The following is a 15,468-nucleotide window of genomic DNA, read 5'->3' as shown; positions in this document are numbered from 1 at the left end:
TACTACCTCGTCTCCTCCTGGAGCCCGACGGTTCCCAAGACCGTCAATCGCTTCAAGGATTGGCTCTTTGACCAGGTCCGCGCGCCCATCGCCGCCGGCACTGTGGTTCCCGCCTGATTTCACTGGATAGCCGCGACCCGACGGCCGCGGCTCAAACGACCGTCAGCAACATCGTCACGCCTAAAAACAAAACGCCCCGGAAGATCCGAGGCGTTGCAGTCGTTTGTCTGAGGGTGGGCTTAGGCTGCCAACAGCCATTCATCCTCGGGGAGCCAGGAGAACATCACCTTCTCCTCGACCGCCGGCGGGTCGGAGAAGAAGCGCGTGTCCGAAATCTGGGCACAGTATTCTTTGCCGGCTTCGTCCTTGACCAGAATGCGGACCATGGAGCCCTGATACTCGATGCTGGTCACCGTCGCCGGGATATTGACCCCGCCCACCGTTTCAACGATGCGGCACTTGTCGGCTCGCACCGAAACCGTCCGGTCGTCCACCGCGATGACATTGTGCCCGCCAATAAACTTGGCGACGAAGGCATTGGCGGGCTTTTCGAATACGTCGCGCGCCGAACCAGCCTGCATGATCTGACCATCGCTCATGACGACGACAAGATCGCTCAGCGCCAGCGCCTCTTCCTGGCTATGGGTGACGTGCACGAAGGTGATCCCGAGTTCGGTCTGGATACGCTTCAATTCAGTCCGCATCAGCACGCGCAGAAACGGGTCGAGCGCGGACAGTGGCTCGTCGAGCAGTAGCACTTTCGGCCGCGTGATGAGTGAGCGCGCCAGCGCCACACGCTGCTGCTGTCCACCCGAAAGCTGCGCCGGCATGCGGTGGGCCAGGTGCTCCATCTGCACGAGGGTGAGGAATTCCATGGCCTTGGCCTGGCGTTCCGTCTTTCCGACACCCTTGATCTTGAGGCTGAACGCAACATTGTCGAGCGCACTGAGATGGGGGAAGAGCGCATAGGACTGGAACATCATCGAGGTGCCACGGGCGGACGGCGCGCCATCGGTGACGTTCTTGTTGTGGATCAGCACGTCGCCGTCGGTGATATCTTCGTGGCCGGCGAGCATGCGCAGCGTCGTGGTCTTGCCACAGCCCGAAGGCCCAAGCAGGCAACAATAGCTTGCCTTGGGAATACGCAGGGAGATGGTATCCACCGCCTTGGCCCCACCATCATATGACTTGGAGACGGCAATCATCTCCACATCATATTTCGTGACGCCGCCATCGGCGGGCGCTTCGGTTTCGGGCATCAGCTTCTTGGCATTGAAGTCGCTGTCGATTTTCATGTCAAAGATCCCTCGAAGGAGGCCAATCAGGCGTGTTGGGCGGTTAAGCGGAGCTGGCGGCGCTTGGCGAGACGTGCCGAGACCAGCAGCGTTGAAATCACCAGAGTGAACATGAAGAGCGTGGTGAGCGTCCCCACGGCAAACATCACCGGCGTCGTGGCGGCGCCAAGGAGGCCCGTCAGTTCCATGGGCATGGTGTTGCCGGTGCCGATATTGAGGCCCGCGCGGGCAGCTTCCTCGTAGGACGAGGTGAACCCGGCCATGAACATGCCGATCACGCCGGGCAGGATCAGCGGCAGGATCACATACTGGAAGCGCTGGAACGAGGAGGCACCGAGGTCCGTCGCCGCTTCCTCATAGGATTTGTCCATGCGCCCCAGAATGATGAACATGATCAGCATGGCGAAGGGCAGCGACCAGGTCAGTTGGGCGCCGATGCCCGAATACCACCACTGGGGCCGCATGCCGATCATGTTGAGCGTCAGCGAAATGCCGAAGCCCACGAAAATGCCGGGCACGATCATGCTGATGATGGCCGAGTAGAAAACGAAGTTGCTGCCGGGATAGCGACGCCGGAAGCTCATGCCGACGGCAAGACCGATAAGCATGGTCAGCACCGCAACGATGGCGCCAAGCCGGAGCGAGCGAATGAAGGAATTGTGGATGTCGCCCACGCCTCGCCCGCCGGCGGTAAACAGCGTCTCGAACCAGACCAGGGAGAAGCCGCGCATTGGGAAACTCATGCCGCCCTCCGGCCCTTGGAAGGAGAGGAGATAAACGCAGAGCATCGGCCCATAGAGAAAGAGCAGGAATGCAGCGAAGACAGCAGACAGGATGTAATAGGATGCAGAGCGCCGTGTGCCCATCTTGGTCTCTCCTTAACGCGCCAGTTCTTTGCGGATATCGACGAAGCGCAGCAGCAGGCCGACCATGCCGAGCACGACCAGCAGCAGAACCACGGACTTGGCTGCGGCCGGAGGAAACTGGAAAGCATTGATCTCATTCATGATCGCGACCGCGGGGGTATTCATTTGGTTGCCGCTCATGGCGCGCACCAGGAAGCCATCGCCCATGACAGCGGTGATGATGAAGATCGTGCCCACGACAATGCCGGGCTTGATGAGCGGAATGATCACCTCGGTGATCACCTGCCATTCGGACGCACCCTGATCACGGGCAGCCTGAATGATGCTGGGACTGATCTTGGCCATCGAATTGGCGATCGGGCCGGCCATGGCCATGGTGAGCATGTTCACATAAACGACGATCACCGAGAATTCCGAATAGAGCAGCCAGGAGATCGGCTGATCGATGACGCCGGTCCCCATCAGCGCCTGATTGACGAGGCCTTCGCGCCCCAGAAGCGGCACCCAGGAGATCATGCGGATCGGTCCGGAGGTCCAGAACGGAATGGCGCAGGCGGCGAGAAAAATGGCGCGCCACATGTTCGAGCGAACGTGGAAGATCAAATAGTAGGAGATGGTAAAACCCAGCAGGAGGGTGATCGTCCAGACGATCGCCAATTGCCGGAAAACTGTCTTGTAGGTGTCAAAGGTCAGGCTGGACCTCAGCAAATCGGTCCAGTTGCCGAGGTAGAATTCGGGAATGATTTCGGCGAAGCCGAAGTCCATGAAGCTGACCGAAACGATGATTGCCAGCGGGACCATGACAAGGCACGTCATGATCAGGGTGAATGGGGTGGCCTGCAACCACGACGCTGCGCGGGGTGACACTGTCATGCTGCTCATTGAGGGAGCTCCAATGGGGAAGGAAGACCCCGGGACGCATCCCGGAGTCTTTGCAGACGGGATCAGGCGGCCATGAAATCCTGCCAGCGACGGACCAAGTAACGATCTTCGTCCATCAGCGTGTTCCAGATGCCGACATTGCCCATTCTGTCCCAGAGCGAGCCGCCATCGCGCACGGCGCCGGCCTTTTCCATGACCTTGCCGAACGGATCGATAATGTCGGCCGTGGCTGCCTTGCCTTCGTACCAGTAGCCGTAGTCGTTTTCGGGAAGCTGTGCCTTCATCAGGTCCGGAACGGACGAGTAGAAGCCCTGGCGCGAGAAATAGACCCCGTTGAAGCCCGAATTGCACCAGTTCATATATTCCATGACGCAATCGCGGCGCAGCTTGTCGCCGGCGTCAAGGTGAGCCATGGCCGACTGGAAGATGTACCAACCGCGCGAACCTTCCTCGAGCGGCAAATACTGGCACTCGATGCCGCGTGTGCGCACTTCGGTCACAGCCGGCGCGAACATCGATTGCAGCACGACTTCGCCCGAGGCCATGAGCTGAACCGACTGGTCGAAGTTGGTCCAGAATGAACGGAAGTGGCCCGAGCGCTTCAGTTCGATGAGCAGATCGATCGTCTTGTCGATCTCTTCGCGGGTCATGTTGCCTTTGTCGACATAGGTCATCAGGCCCGCAGCTTCGAGCGCCACGGCCGCGTCAGGCACGCCGACATTGACGCCATCCTGGAGGGCAACCTTGCCGGCAAAATCGGAACCCAGGAGATCCTTCCAGCTCGTGACCTTGTGCGGCACGAGGTCGGGGCGGACGCCGAGGGTATCGGCATTGTACATGACCGGAATACCGACCAGCCAGTCGGTCGGTGTCGGCGAATACTCCTGGGCTGATTCATCGACCCAGAACTGCGACTTGATGGGGGCATAACCCTGCATCGAATAGGGCTTGCCATCGGCATAGGTACCCTGGGTGAACAGCGGCACGGTCTGATCCCAGTATTTGTATTCCTTGACGGGGATCGGCATCAGGACCCCCTTGTTCTTGAAATAGCCCATCGAGGTATTGCCGAAGTCGGCGACATCGACGGTTTCTGCCTGAGTGAGCAGGCGATTGATGAGCGTCGTATTGTCCAGGGTCTGCATCTGGACGGTGAAGCCAAGGTCCTTGTTGGCCTGTTCGGCAACGGTCGGGTTGGTGGTGTAGATCGACCCGACATGGGTGATCGTGATGTCCTTGCTGGCCTGCGCCCAATAGGTGGGAAAGCCGGTGATAACACCCGAACCAAGCGCGGCGCCTGCTGTTGCGGCGGCGCCCTTCATAAATCCGCGGCGGGAAAGTCCCTTGTTCTTCTGCTCACTCATTGTCGTCTCTCCTGGTGGCGCTGCCTTGGGGCGCAGGCCTTTCGAAGGAGAGGATTGAATGAACCTAAGATGACGACAAATGAGATTAACTCATAGGTTGCCAAGAGCTAGATTTCGGCTGCGCCAGACGCAGGGCTGCCCTGCAATGTCTTCAAATCTAAGCACAAAAGTGAAAAGGCCGAAGCCTTTCGGCTCCGGCCCCGCGCGAGGGTGGATTGGGTTCGCTCGACCTATTCGTCCGTCTTAGCTGGCGACGGAAAAGACCTGCTGCTTCTCGGCGAGAAGGCGATAGGCGCCATCGAGATAGAGCAGCGGGCTGATGCCTTCGGCCCAGAGCTCGACGCCGACGATCTCGGCGAGGAAAATTGTGTGAGACTGGTAAGGCACGACCTGGCGCACTTCGCAGTCGAAGCTGACGAGGGAATTGACCAGCGCCGGAGCGCCCGTAACGATTTTCTTCCACTCGCCGTGATCGAAACGCTTTTCGCGGTCTACCGGACTCGAAAAGCGAGCCGCAACATCTTCATGGGCATCGGCGAGAATATTGACGCAGAGGATGCCAGCCTCTGCGACATGAGCATGCGCGGAAGCATTCTTGTTGATGCAGACCAGAAGCGTCGGCGGATCGGCAGTAACGGAGTTGACGGCCGTCGCGACGAGGCCATGGCGCTGACCGCCGTTTGACGTGGTGATCAGCGATACACCTGCCGCGAGGCGGCGCATGCCGAGTTTGAAGTGATCCTTGTTCATCGAGGCTGGTCCCTTCCTGCTGCGAGAGATTGCGGCAAACATGGGCAAACTATCGACACTGCCTCCTTTTGTGCCAACTGACCAATTCTCATCGCCTTGAGTGAGAATTTCTGGACTAGTTTCACGGTGCAGGAGGACTAGCCTTTGCAGCATGGACAAACCGGCAAGGCGGGATGAAATGGTGAAGAAGATTGCGTTCATTGGTACGGGCGGCACCATTTCCTCGATCGGCAAAGGGCCGCTCGACATCGTCCACTATGGTGCGCACAAAACCATGCTGCCCGCCGGCGATATCCTGGCGGCCGTGCCGCAGGTGCAGGAAGTGGCCGAGATTTTCGCCGTGCCCTTCGGCAATGTCCCGAGCCCAAACATCTTCTTCGACGAGTGGAAAGCGCTTTCGGCGCTGTGCTCGCAACTCGAGCGCGAACATGCAGATCTCGCCGGTATCGTCATCGGACACGGTACGGCAACTCTCGAAGAAACGGCCTATGCCCTTGGTCTGACACTGAAGGTTTCAGTTCCGGTCGTGGTCGTCGGATCGCAGCGACCGCTGAGCGGGCTTTCGAGCGATGCGTCGATGAACCTCGTAAACGCCTGCCGGGTTGCCGCCCACCCGCAATCGCGCGGACGCGGGGTTCTCGTGCTGCTCAATGATGAAATCCATGCGGCCCGCGAAGTCACGAAAACTGCGACCTATAGGCTCCAGACATTCAGGGCACCGGATTTCGGCATGCTCGGTTATGTCGACGGCACGGTGGTCAGCTACTATCGCAACACCACGCGCATCACCGCTCCCGAAACCGAATTCGACCTCGCCCAGCTCGTCGCCCTGCCCCGCGTCGATATCAGCTATGCCTATGCCGGCGGCGACGGTGTCGATGTCGATGCCTTCGTTGCCGCTGGTGCAAAGGGCATCGTCTCTGCCGGCTTCGCGCCAGGCATGGCACCTCCGGGCCAGATTGCGGCACTTGAACGTGCTGCGGCGGCTGGTGTCGTCGTCATGCAATCGACCCGCGCCGGCAGCGGCATGGTTCACGAAAGCGCGCGCCTCTTGGAACTGGGCTTCATCCCTGCGGATAATCTCAATCCGCAGAAGGCCCGCATTCTCCTCGCACTGGCGCTGGGCAAAACCAGCGCGCGCGAAGAGATCATGCGGATTTTTGCTACCTATTAGAGCGAGGCTATGAAGCTGGCCGAGTCGGATATCTCGGCCTGGCGGGGCAGGATTTTCGTCAGTAGGAAGTCGTGCACTTCAGCATCGTTGTCGCCAACGCAATCGGCAAGAATGGTGACGGCAAAGTCCATGTCAGCAGCAAGGCGCGTGGTCGAGAGAATGACGCCGCTGGTTGAAATGCCCGTCAAGACGAGGTGGTTGGCCTCGAAGGCCGAAAGGATCACCGGCAGGTCGGTGCCGTAAAGCGCGCCGACGCGACGCTTGTAGACCACCGGTTCGCCTTCGATTGGGGCAAGTTCATCAATCACCACCGGATTGACCAACCGGCCCGCAGCTTTGGCGGCGGCAAAACCCTTGTTGTTGGCCGAGACCTCGGGATGGCCGGGACGAAAACCCACGACAACATAAGCGATGGGCATGCCGGCCTTGCGGGCGGCGGCCAACACTTTTTGGGTGTTGGCGATGGCTCCGGCGGCCGGGAAATTGCTGACGATATCGGGCTGAAAGTCCATGATCAGCAGCGCGGAACGACGCTCGCTCACAGGGTCTTGCCCTTGTAGGAGACGAGTGGACTCACATTGGGGGTGGACGCAAAATCCTTTACCCGACCGATGACGATAGCCGTGCCAAAGCGCTCGATGATTTCTTCAATCTCGCAATCGATGGCGCCGGCAGCCCCTTCAAGGATCGGAGCACCGGTGGCAAGCTTGGTCCAGGAGCCGAGCTGAAAGCGGTCAGCCCCCTTGAGGTCGCCCTTGCCACCGAAGGGACCAGCGAGATCGGCCTGATCGGTGGAAAGATAGTTGATGGCAAAGTGCCCACCATCGACCATGGTCTGGAAAGCCGAGGTCTTCTTGTCGACCGAAACCATCAGCATCGGCGGATCGGCACAAAGATGGGTGGCCGACAGGGCGAGGAAACCGCGCGGGCCATCATCGGCTTCCGCAGTGACGATGGCTGTGCCCACGGCACGTAGGCCCACGGCCTGCCAGAAAGTGCGGACATCGATGACGCGTTCGGCTGTCAGGGTGTCAGTCACGTTAGTCTCCAATCTTGCAACACCCTCTGCCTGTCACCCCAACCTTCGCCGAGGTGACAGCCCGAGAGTGGATGGCTGGGCGTTCCAACCACCGGTTTTGTTTACGCGGCCGCACTCTTGGCGAGGGCGCCGTTGCGGCTCTTCATCAACGGCTGGATATATTGGCCGAACTGTTCGATGCCCGTGATAAAATCGTCAAAGATCAGCATGATGCCGTCGATGCCCGGCTGTTCGGCAAGGATATCGAGCATCCGCGCAACATTTTCGTACGAGCCGATCAGCTTCGGCCCGCCATTGGCCTTTGCCTGGCTGGGGTCCTTGAGGATTTGCGCGGCACCGGCTGCCATGCGCGCGGCCGTGGAGGTCGAAGCCGAGAACTTGTCGGCGCCCGACTGCTGCCCCATCCATTCGATCGCTTCGAGATCGACACCCTCGTTGTAGTGCTCCCACTTGGCGAAGGCCATTTCATCGGTGCGGTCGGCAATGATGGTGATGAGCGTATAGGCACCGACCTTGCGGCCGGTCTTTTCGGCCGCCTGCATGAGGCGCTGGGCGTTCTCACCGCCGAGCTGCGGTTCGTTGATCTTGCCGCCCGCGCCGACGAAGTTGTAGTCGCACTCTTCAGCCACGAACTGCATGCCACGGTCGGACGTGCCGGCCGCAACGATGTCGATATGGCTTGATGGGCGCGGGGAAAGCTTGCAGTCGTCCATATGGAAATATTCGCCGTCAAAGTTCGACGTGCCGGTCTCCCATAGCTCCTTCATCACCTTCACGTATTCGGTGGCATAGGCGTAGCGGTTCTTAAAGTGCTCATCGCCGGGCCAGAGGCCCATCTGCTGGTATTCCTTAGGCTGCCAGCCGGTGACGATGTTGACGCCGAAACGGCCCGGCGCGATGGAGTCGATGGTCGACGCCATGCGGGCGGCAAGCGGCGGCGGCAGGGTCAGAAGCGCGATTGAGGCATAAAGCTTGATCTTGCTGGTCACCGCAGCAATGCCGGCCATCAGCGTGAACGCCTCGAGATTATGCTGCCAGAACTCTGAGGGGCCGTTGTAGCCGCGCAGCTTGATCATCGCGAGGGCGAAGTCGAAGCCATAGTGCTCGGCCCGCTGCACCACTGTCTTGTTGAGATCGAAGGTCGGATAGGTCTCGGGCGAGGTGGTCGACATGAACCAGCCGCGGCTGCCGATGGGAATGAAAACGCCAATCTTGGTCATCCGCTTGCTCCCTCACGCGGCTTCGCTGGACGAGCCGGACTTCGCCAGCTCCACATTGCGCGTCTTCATCAGCGGCTGGATATATTGGCCGAACTGCTCCATGCCGATGACAAAATCGTCGAACGTCACCATGATGCCTTCGATGCCCGGCTGGACCGCGATTTCGTCGAGCATGCGCGCGACGTTTTCGTAGGAGCCGATGAGCTTGAGCATGCCGGTGGGCTCGGCCTTGGACGGATCGTTGAGCATTTCCTGCGCACGTCGCGCCATGCCGCCCGCCGTGGAATTGGCCGCCGCATTCTTGTCGGCACTCGACTGATCACGCGACCATGCGATGGCTTCGAGATCAGTGCCCTCCTTGTAGTGTTCCCACTTGGCAAAAGCCATTTCGTCGGTGCGGTCAGCAATGATCATGAGGAGCGTATAGGCGCCTACCTTGCGGCCATAGGGCTTCGTCACCTCAAGCAGACGCTTGGCATTATCGCCGGCATTGGAGGTGTTGTTGATGCCCGAACCAGCGCCGATAAAATTGTAGTCGCAATGCTCGCCCACGAACTGCATGCCGCGATCGGACGCGCCGGCCGCCACGATTTCGATCGGGGCAGAAGGACGCGGCGACAGCTTGCAGTCGTCCATCTGGAAATAGTCGCCCTTGAAATTGGACGTGCCGGTTTCCCAGAGGTCTTTCATCACCTGGACGTATTCGGAGGCATATTCATAGCGGCGGCGGAAATGCTCGTCGCCCGGCCAGATGCCCATCTGCTGGTATTCCTTGGGCTGCCAGCCGGTGACAATGTTCACCCCGAAGCGGCCGGGCGCGATGGAGTCGATAGTCGACGCCATACGCGCCGCGAGCGGCGGCGGCAGGGTAAGAAGTGCAATCGAAGCGTAGAGCTTGATCTTGCTGGTCACGGCGGCAATGCCGGCCATGAGCGTGAACGCTTCCAGATTATGCTGCCAATATTCGCTGGGACCGTTGAATCCGCGCAGCTTGATCATCGCGAGGGCAAAATCGAAGCCATAGTGCTCGGCGCGCTGAACCACCGTCTTGTTGAGATCGAAGGTCGGATAGGTCTCCGGCGCCGTGGTGGAAATCAACCAGCCGCGGCTGCCGATGGGGATGAAGACACCCAGTTTGACCATTTTGTTCTCCTTAGCGGTGCTTTGTTTGATGTCGCGCGCATCAAGCGGCGTTCTGATTGGCAGCAGTGAGCTTTGAGCGGCTCTTCATCCGGGGCTGGATGTATTGGCCGAACTGCTCGATGCCGGTGATGAAGTCGTCGAAGGTCAGCATGATGCCGCCGAGACCCGGCGTCGCTGCGATAATATCGAGCATGCGCGCGACGTTCTCGTAGGAGCCGATGAGCCGCAAACCGCCGTGGGGCTCGGCGAGCTGCGGGTTTTTCAGCATGGCAAGCGTATTGGCGGCCATTCGGCCTGCCGTGGAGTCGGCCGAGGCGCCCTTGTCGGCGCTCGACTGGCTATGGGCCCATTCGATGGCTTCGAGATCGGTGCCCTGCTTGTAGTGTTCCCACTTGGCCCAGGCCAATTCGTCGGTGCGGTCGGCAATAACCATGCAACCAGTCAGCGCGGATACCTTGCGGCCGGTCTTTTCGGCGAAGGTGTTGAGCCGCGCAACATTGTCACCGGCCTTGTCGGCCTCGTTGATGCCGCCGCCCGAGGAGACAAAATTGTAGTCGCAATGCTCGGCGACGAATTCCATGCCGCGATCCGACGTGCCGGCGGCAACAATGTCGATATGGGCGGATGGCCGCGGCGACAGCTTGCAGTCATCCATCTGGAAATACTGGCCCTGGAAATTCGAGGTGCCGGTCTCCCAGAGCTCTTTCATCACACGCACATATTCGGTCGCGTAGTCGTAACGGTTCTTGAAATGCTCATCGCCGGGCCAGAGGCCCATCTGCTGGTATTCCTTGGGCTGCCAGCCCGTAACGATGTTCACCCCAAAACGACCGGGCGCAATGGAGTCGATGGTCGACGCCATGCGCGCAGCCAACGGCGGCGGCATGGTGAGCAGCGCGATGGATGAGTAGAGCTTGATCTTCTGGGTGACGGCGGCAATGCCGGCCATCAGCGTGAATGGTTCGAGATTGTGCTGCCAGAATTCCGAGGGGCCATTGAAGCCGCGGAGCTTGACCATGGCGAGGGCGAAATCGAGTCCATAATGCTCGGCGCGCTGCACGATGGTCTTGTTCATGTCGAAAGTCGGATAGAGACGCGGCGACGTCGTTGAGCGCAGCCAGCCGCGACTGCCGATGGGAATGAAGACCCCGATCTGGACCATTTTTACACTCTCGATGTGTGGGAGAGACCCCGCTCCGGCGCGGAGCCATAAGACCTAAGCTGCGGCCTGATCGGCTTTGAGGCCAGCATTGCGCGTCTTCATCAGCGGCTGGATATGTTCGCCGAACTGCTCGATACCGGTGACGAAATCGTCGAAGGTGAGCATGATGCCCTTGATGCCGGGCGTCGTGCCGATTTCATCGAGCATGCGCGCGACATTTTCATAAGACCCAATGATCTTGGTCATGCCGGTTGGCTCGGGATTTTCAATGCCCTTCTTGAGCAGCGCGGCAGTCGAGTTGGCATTGGCCTTGGTGTCGGCGCCAGCCTGGCTTGCCTGCCATTCAAGGGCCTCGATATCGGTGCCGGTCTTGTAGTGTTCCCACTTGGCGAAGGCCATTTCGTCGGTGCGATCAGCGATCACCATCACAAGCTGAAACGCCCCGGTGCCACGGCCGTGGCGTGCAGCAGCCTCGGCCACGCGGCCGGCGACATCACGACAGCCATCAGTCTGGTTGAGACCGCCAGCGACGACGAAGTTGTAGTCACCATACTTGGCGACGAAATCCATGCCGGCAGGCGATTGGCCGGCCCCGACGATCTGAATCGGAGCACTGGGGCGCGGCGAGAGCTTGCAGTCGTCATACTGGAAGAAATCGCCCTTGAGGTCGGATGTGCCGGTTTCCCAAAGGTCCTTCATGATCTGCACGTATTCAGCAGCATATTCATAGCGGCGGGCAAAGTGCTCGGGGCTGAGTTCCAGCCCCATCTGCTGATATTCCTTGGGCTGCCAACCGGTGACCATATTGACCCCGATACGACCGGGCGCGATCGAGTCGATCGTGGAAACCATGCGCGCAACAAGTGCAGGCGGCATGGTGAGCATGGCGACCGAAGCAAAAAGCTGGATTTTCTTGGTCACGGCAGCAAGGCCTGCCATGAGCGTAAAACTCTCCAGATTATGCTGCCAATATTCGCTGGGGCCGTTGTAGCCACGCAGCTTGATCATCGCGAGGGCAAAGTCGAGCCCGTAATGCTCGGCGCGCTGCACCACGGTCTTGTTGAGATCGAAGGTCGGAAAGGTTTTGGGCGAGGTGGTCGAAATGAGCCAGCCACGGCTACCAATCGGGATGAATACGCCAATCTGCGTCACGTGATGCTCTCCTGACAATCGACCGCTGAGGGATCTTTGGACCATGTCAGGATGGTCGGCCGGGAGACGGCCTTTGCCAATCGACAAATCCACCTTCGGGGCGTGAGAAATTCTCAAGGCAATTCAGGAGCCTCGACGACGCGCACCCGCGACAAGGAAAACGTCCCCACAAAGTAGGCATTGCTCATCAACAGGCCTGATGGCGCTTTATTTGGGGAGCACGTTCCTCTCGTCACTGCAGGATCGAGGCGGAGACCCTATTCAAGCTGACGTGAACTAACTCAACAGATTTCCCGGTCATCCCTCCTACCGCCCCCGCATAAGGTCGCCTTGGTCGCAACCCTGTGTGCTATCGGGAGATCAGCTTTTGTTCCTGAATGGCCGCTATGGGGTCGTCAGCTGGCCGAGCGGTGATATTGTCTCTACGCCGCTTGGGAGAAGCCCATCGTCACTCTCAGCCTACTTTGGTAAGCTGAGAGCGGAAGTCCAAGCTCCGGACACGGCAGCTTGCCTCTCTGGATTACAGTGGCCTGACACCTGTCCGGTCGGGCCTCACGGCAATCCAGATTGTGTGACGGTCGCCCTTGCCGTTGCTGCGGGCGCGAACGGTCACTTCCTCGATCGCCATGCCGGTTTGCCTCAGGCGCTTGGTGAATCTGGCATCGGAGTAAGAGGACCAAACGGCCAAGTGTCCGCCCGTCGTCAGTGCCGACCTGGCGGCAGCAAGGCCGGCGGCGTTGTAGAGTCGGTCATTGGCGGGGCGAAACAGGCCGTCGGGCCCATTGTCGACATCAAGCAGGATAGCATCGAATGGCTTCCCGCCGCCGATGGCGGTCGCGACGTCACCCTGGTGAATTCGAACACGAGGATCGTCAAGGCTGCTGCCGTGCAAAACGGCAAGCGGACCACGCGCCCAGGCGACTACCTCGGGAACCAACTCGGCCACCACGATTTCGCTGTCGGCGGCAAAGCACTGGAGGGCAGCGCGCAAGGTAAAACCCATGCCAAGGCCGCCGATCAGAATGCGGGCCTTTGAGCGCGCGCCTACCCGGGCGGCCGACAGCGCGGCCAATTGCTCTTCTGAATGGTTCAGCCGGTTGTTCATCAGGGTGACAACGCCGGACATGATGGAGAATTCGCTGCCGCGCTGCATGAGGGTCATCACGCCACCACCCGGCATGGTGGTTTCACCGAGTTTTACCCATGGTAGCATCAATATCTCCAGTTTCGTCCAGCGACTCGCCACTGCTGCACCGCGCTATGATCTAGCGTAGGTCACGGGACACTTCCCGCAAATGTCGGCTTTGGTCTCAGGCTTACCAGTGTCTCAGAGCATTCACGACAATATCGAACGCCAGCGACTTTTGCGGCCGGCCTAGATAGTAAAGGTCAAGGCTTTCGTACGATTGCCCGAGCCGGTCCTCTCGATGTCGCCTTGTGAAGCTGCGCCGAGGACGTAAATAGATCCGGCTAGGACGCACCTGCTAACCTGACTTGCAACCGCCAGCCCTTGCCGATTTGAACGGCCGCGTGTGTGTGTGTGGGGGGGGGGGCTAACTTAATGTCCGAGTTTGGGTGGGCCAGCGCCCAACTGGTGTGGGGTGGCTTGCAGACAGTTCGCTCGGGGGGCTCGGATTAGCAAACATCCCATTGAATCAGGCCGGAAGAAGCTCCCGAACTCCCGTTGATTTTGGACGGCTGCGGATCGGGTCGGCTACCGGTACTGCAGCGATCAGCGTCTTGGTATAGGCCTCCCTCGGGGCTTCGAATATCTGGGCGCGGGTGCCCATTTCGACGATCTTGCCATGATGCATTACCGCGACGCGGTGGCTGATGCGTTCGACGACGCCCATGTCGTGGCTGATAAAGAGATAGGAAAGGCTCAGTTCCTGCTGCAGCTCGATTAGCAGATTGACCACTTGGGCCTGAATCGACACGTCGAGTGCCGAGACGGATTCATCGGCTATGATCAGCTTGGGCGAAAGGCTCAGAGCGCGGGCGATGCAAAGGCGTTGGCGCTGGCCGCCGGAGAATTCGTGCGGGTAACGGTCGAGGTGTTCTTCGTCGAGCCCGACGCGGCGTACAAGTTCAATGGCGCGGTCACGCAAGGCGCTGCCCTTGTCGACACGGTGAATCACCAACGGCTCAACAATCTGTTCAAAGGCGTCGAGACGCGGATCGAGGGCAGCATATGGGTCCTGAAAGACGATCTGCATATCGCGACGTTTGGCGCGCATAGCTTCGCGATCGAGTTTTAGGACATCTTGTCCTTCCAGCAGCACCTCGCCGGCATGCGGCTTGGCGAGGCGCAGGATGGAGCGGCCGGTGGTGGATTTTCCGGACCCGGATTCTCCGACCAGCGACAGTGTTTCGCCGCGCCCAATGGTGAAGCTGACATCGTCGACGGCTTTCACGTCGCCGACATGGCGCTTGAGAAGGCCCTTGTGGATGGGGAACCAAGTCGAGAGATTTCTTACCTCTAGCAGTGGCGTATCCACGGTGGACGCCGGTTTGGCCGTTTGAGGATCAGCACCGAAAGCCAGCGGCCTGACCGTTCCGGCCATTGAGCCGAGCTTGGGCACGGCATTGAGCAGCGCCTTGGTGTAATTCTCTCGCGGCAGGGCGAACAGTTTTTCGACCGCCTGTTCCTCGACCTTGCGTCCCTTGCGCATCACCACCACGCGGTCAGCCATTTCGGCGACGACGCCCATGTCATGGGTGATGAACAGCAGCGCCATGCCCTCTTCGCGGGCGAGATCGCGCATCAGGTCCAGCACCTGTGCCTGAATGGTTACGTCGAGGGCCGTGGTTGGTTCGTCGGCAATCAACAGGCGCGGCGAACAGGCGAGCGCCATGGCAATGACGATGCGCTGGCGCATGCCGCCGCTCAGCTCATGCGGATATTGCGTGAAGCGGCGCGCTGGATCATTGATCTGCACGCGGGTGATGAGGTCCAGCGCCTTGGCATTGGCAGTGTGGCGATCCATGCTGCGATGTTGGCGCAGGACTTCGGCGATCTGCTCACCGACCGTGAAAACCGGGTTCAGCGCCGTCATCGGCTCCTGGAACACCATGGCAATCTCGTCGCCGCGGATGGCTCGCATCGTGCTTTCGCCCGCCTTGACCAGATCCACCACGCTGCCATCGCGGCGCTTGAAGCGGATGGCGCCGGTGTCGATCGTGCCGCCATTGAAGGCCGTCAGCCCCAGCACCGAAAACGCCGTGACCGATTTGCCCGAGCCGGATTCGCCGACCACGGCGACGCATTCGCCGGGGTACACATCAAAATTCAGCCCTTCCACGACGCGCTTGGCCTTGTCGCCACGGCCGAAGCTGATGGAGAGATTTTCTATGGCAAGCAAGGCATTGGCGCTCATGATCGGACCTTTCAAAAGGGGAGAGCCCGGGCCGGCAGCGACAC

At 59.9% G+C, this 15,468-nt stretch carries 14 protein-coding genes; 1 reads left to right on the top strand and 13 read right to left on the bottom strand.

What is annotated here, in order from left to right:
• Window positions 1-239: 239 nt before the first annotated feature.
• From ABW043_RS06010 to ABW043_RS05990, 5 genes are all read right to left on the bottom strand, one after another.
• Window positions 240-1,259, bottom strand: coding sequence for an ABC transporter ATP-binding protein (locus ABW043_RS06010; RefSeq protein ID WP_353920320.1), 1,020 nt, complete (start codon window positions 1,257-1,259; stop codon window positions 240-242).
• A 62-nt stretch (window positions 1,260-1,321) separates the two neighbouring features.
• The gene (locus tag ABW043_RS06005; RefSeq protein WP_353920319.1) at window positions 1,322-2,161 is read right to left on the bottom strand and encodes an ABC transporter permease; all 840 of its coding nucleotides are present in this window, start codon (window positions 2,159-2,161) and stop codon (window positions 1,322-1,324) included.
• Window positions 2,162-2,173: 12 nt separating this feature from the next.
• The gene (locus tag ABW043_RS06000; RefSeq protein WP_353920318.1) at window positions 2,174-3,043 is read right to left on the bottom strand and encodes an ABC transporter permease; all 870 of its coding nucleotides are present in this window, start codon (window positions 3,041-3,043) and stop codon (window positions 2,174-2,176) included.
• Between the two features lie 62 nt (window positions 3,044-3,105).
• Entirely contained in the window at window positions 3,106-4,407 is a 1,302-nt protein-coding gene (locus tag ABW043_RS05995) for an ABC transporter substrate-binding protein (RefSeq protein ID WP_353920317.1), read from the bottom strand.
• 243 nt (window positions 4,408-4,650) lie between these two features.
• A complete protein-coding gene (locus ABW043_RS05990; protein ID WP_353920316.1) occupies window positions 4,651-5,157 on the bottom strand; it encodes a flavin reductase family protein in 507 nt (168 codons plus the stop codon).
• Window positions 5,158-5,335: 178 nt separating this feature from the next.
• Here ABW043_RS05990 and ABW043_RS05985 point away from each other — a divergent pair, with 178 nt between their 5' ends.
• Window positions 5,336-6,331 carry an asparaginase gene (locus ABW043_RS05985; protein ID WP_353920315.1) on the top strand — a complete coding sequence of 332 codons (996 nt, stop codon included), beginning with the start codon at window positions 5,336-5,338 and terminating at the stop codon, window positions 6,329-6,331.
• Here the strand turns inward: ABW043_RS05985 and ABW043_RS05980 are convergent.
• The 8 genes from ABW043_RS05980 to ABW043_RS05945 form a co-directional block, all read right to left on the bottom strand.
• The gene (locus ABW043_RS05980) at window positions 6,328-6,873 is read right to left on the bottom strand and encodes a cysteine hydrolase family protein (protein WP_353920314.1); all 546 of its coding nucleotides are present in this window, start codon (window positions 6,871-6,873) and stop codon (window positions 6,328-6,330) included. The genes ABW043_RS05985 and ABW043_RS05980 overlap by 4 nt on opposite strands.
• The gene (locus ABW043_RS05975) at window positions 6,870-7,370 is read right to left on the bottom strand and encodes a flavin reductase family protein (protein ID WP_353920313.1); all 501 of its coding nucleotides are present in this window, start codon (window positions 7,368-7,370) and stop codon (window positions 6,870-6,872) included. The genes ABW043_RS05980 and ABW043_RS05975 overlap by 4 nt, the downstream gene beginning before the upstream one ends.
• A 101-nt stretch (window positions 7,371-7,471) precedes the next feature.
• Entirely contained in the window at window positions 7,472-8,590 is a 1,119-nt protein-coding gene (gene rutA / locus ABW043_RS05970; RefSeq protein WP_353920312.1) for a pyrimidine utilization protein A, read from the bottom strand.
• A gap of 12 nt (window positions 8,591-8,602) precedes the next feature.
• Window positions 8,603-9,733, bottom strand: coding sequence for a pyrimidine utilization protein A (gene rutA, locus ABW043_RS05965; RefSeq protein ID WP_353920311.1), 1,131 nt, complete (start codon window positions 9,731-9,733; stop codon window positions 8,603-8,605).
• Between the two features lie 40 nt (window positions 9,734-9,773).
• Window positions 9,774-10,895, bottom strand: a complete 1,122-nt coding sequence (gene rutA, locus ABW043_RS05960; RefSeq protein WP_353920310.1) for a pyrimidine utilization protein A — start codon at window positions 10,893-10,895, stop codon at window positions 9,774-9,776.
• Window positions 10,896-10,949: 54 nt separating this feature from the next.
• Window positions 10,950-12,092, bottom strand: a complete 1,143-nt coding sequence (gene rutA, locus ABW043_RS05955; protein ID WP_353920309.1) for a pyrimidine utilization protein A — start codon at window positions 12,090-12,092, stop codon at window positions 10,950-10,952.
• A 475-nt stretch (window positions 12,093-12,567) separates the two neighbouring features.
• Window positions 12,568-13,260 carry a spermidine synthase family protein gene (locus ABW043_RS05950; RefSeq protein ID WP_353920308.1) on the bottom strand — a complete coding sequence of 231 codons (693 nt, stop codon included), beginning with the start codon at window positions 13,258-13,260 and terminating at the stop codon, window positions 12,568-12,570.
• Window positions 13,261-13,702: 442 nt separating this feature from the next.
• Complete coding sequence (locus tag ABW043_RS05945; protein ID WP_353920307.1) at window positions 13,703-15,424, bottom strand: ABC transporter ATP-binding protein; 1,722 nt, start codon at window positions 15,422-15,424, stop codon at window positions 13,703-13,705.
• Window positions 15,425-15,468: the final 44 nt, after the last annotated feature.

It is taken from the genome of Devosia sp., from assembly GCF_040509215.1.
Taxonomy (GTDB): Bacteria; Pseudomonadota; Alphaproteobacteria; order Rhizobiales; family Devosiaceae; genus Devosia.
Note: the sequence above shows the minus strand (reverse complement) of the source record. Positions and strands in the feature narration are given on the sequence as shown.

Coding starts and splice junctions, on each gene's coding strand:
- ABW043_RS06010 (WP_353920320.1), bottom strand. CDS start 1,259: ATGCCCGAAACCGAAGCGCCCGCCGATGGCGGCGTCACGAAATATGAT.
- ABW043_RS05995 (WP_353920317.1), bottom strand. CDS start 4,407: ATGAGTGAGCAGAAGAACAAGGGACTTTCCCGCCGCGGATTTATGAAG.
- ABW043_RS05945 (WP_353920307.1), bottom strand. CDS start 15,424: ATGAGCGCCAATGCCTTGCTTGCCATAGAAAATCTCTCCATCAGCTTC.
- ABW043_RS05950 (WP_353920308.1), bottom strand. CDS start 13,260: ATGCTACCATGGGTAAAACTCGGTGAAACCACCATGCCGGGTGGTGGC.
- rutA (WP_353920309.1), bottom strand. CDS start 12,092: ATGGTCCAAAGATCCCTCAGCGGTCGATTGTCAGGAGAGCATCACGTG.
- rutA (WP_353920312.1), bottom strand. CDS start 8,590: ATGACCAAGATTGGCGTTTTCATTCCCATCGGCAGCCGCGGCTGGTTC.
- ABW043_RS05985 (WP_353920315.1), top strand. CDS start 5,336: ATGGTGAAGAAGATTGCGTTCATTGGTACGGGCGGCACCATTTCCTCG.
- rutA (WP_353920310.1), bottom strand. CDS start 10,895: ATGGTCCAGATCGGGGTCTTCATTCCCATCGGCAGTCGCGGCTGGCTG.
- ABW043_RS05990 (WP_353920316.1), bottom strand. CDS start 5,157: ATGAACAAGGATCACTTCAAACTCGGCATGCGCCGCCTCGCGGCAGGT.
- rutA (WP_353920311.1), bottom strand. CDS start 9,733: ATGGTCAAACTGGGTGTCTTCATCCCCATCGGCAGCCGCGGCTGGTTG.
- ABW043_RS06005 (WP_353920319.1), bottom strand. CDS start 2,161: ATGGGCACACGGCGCTCTGCATCCTATTACATCCTGTCTGCTGTCTTC.
- ABW043_RS06000 (WP_353920318.1), bottom strand. CDS start 3,043: ATGAGCAGCATGACAGTGTCACCCCGCGCAGCGTCGTGGTTGCAGGCC.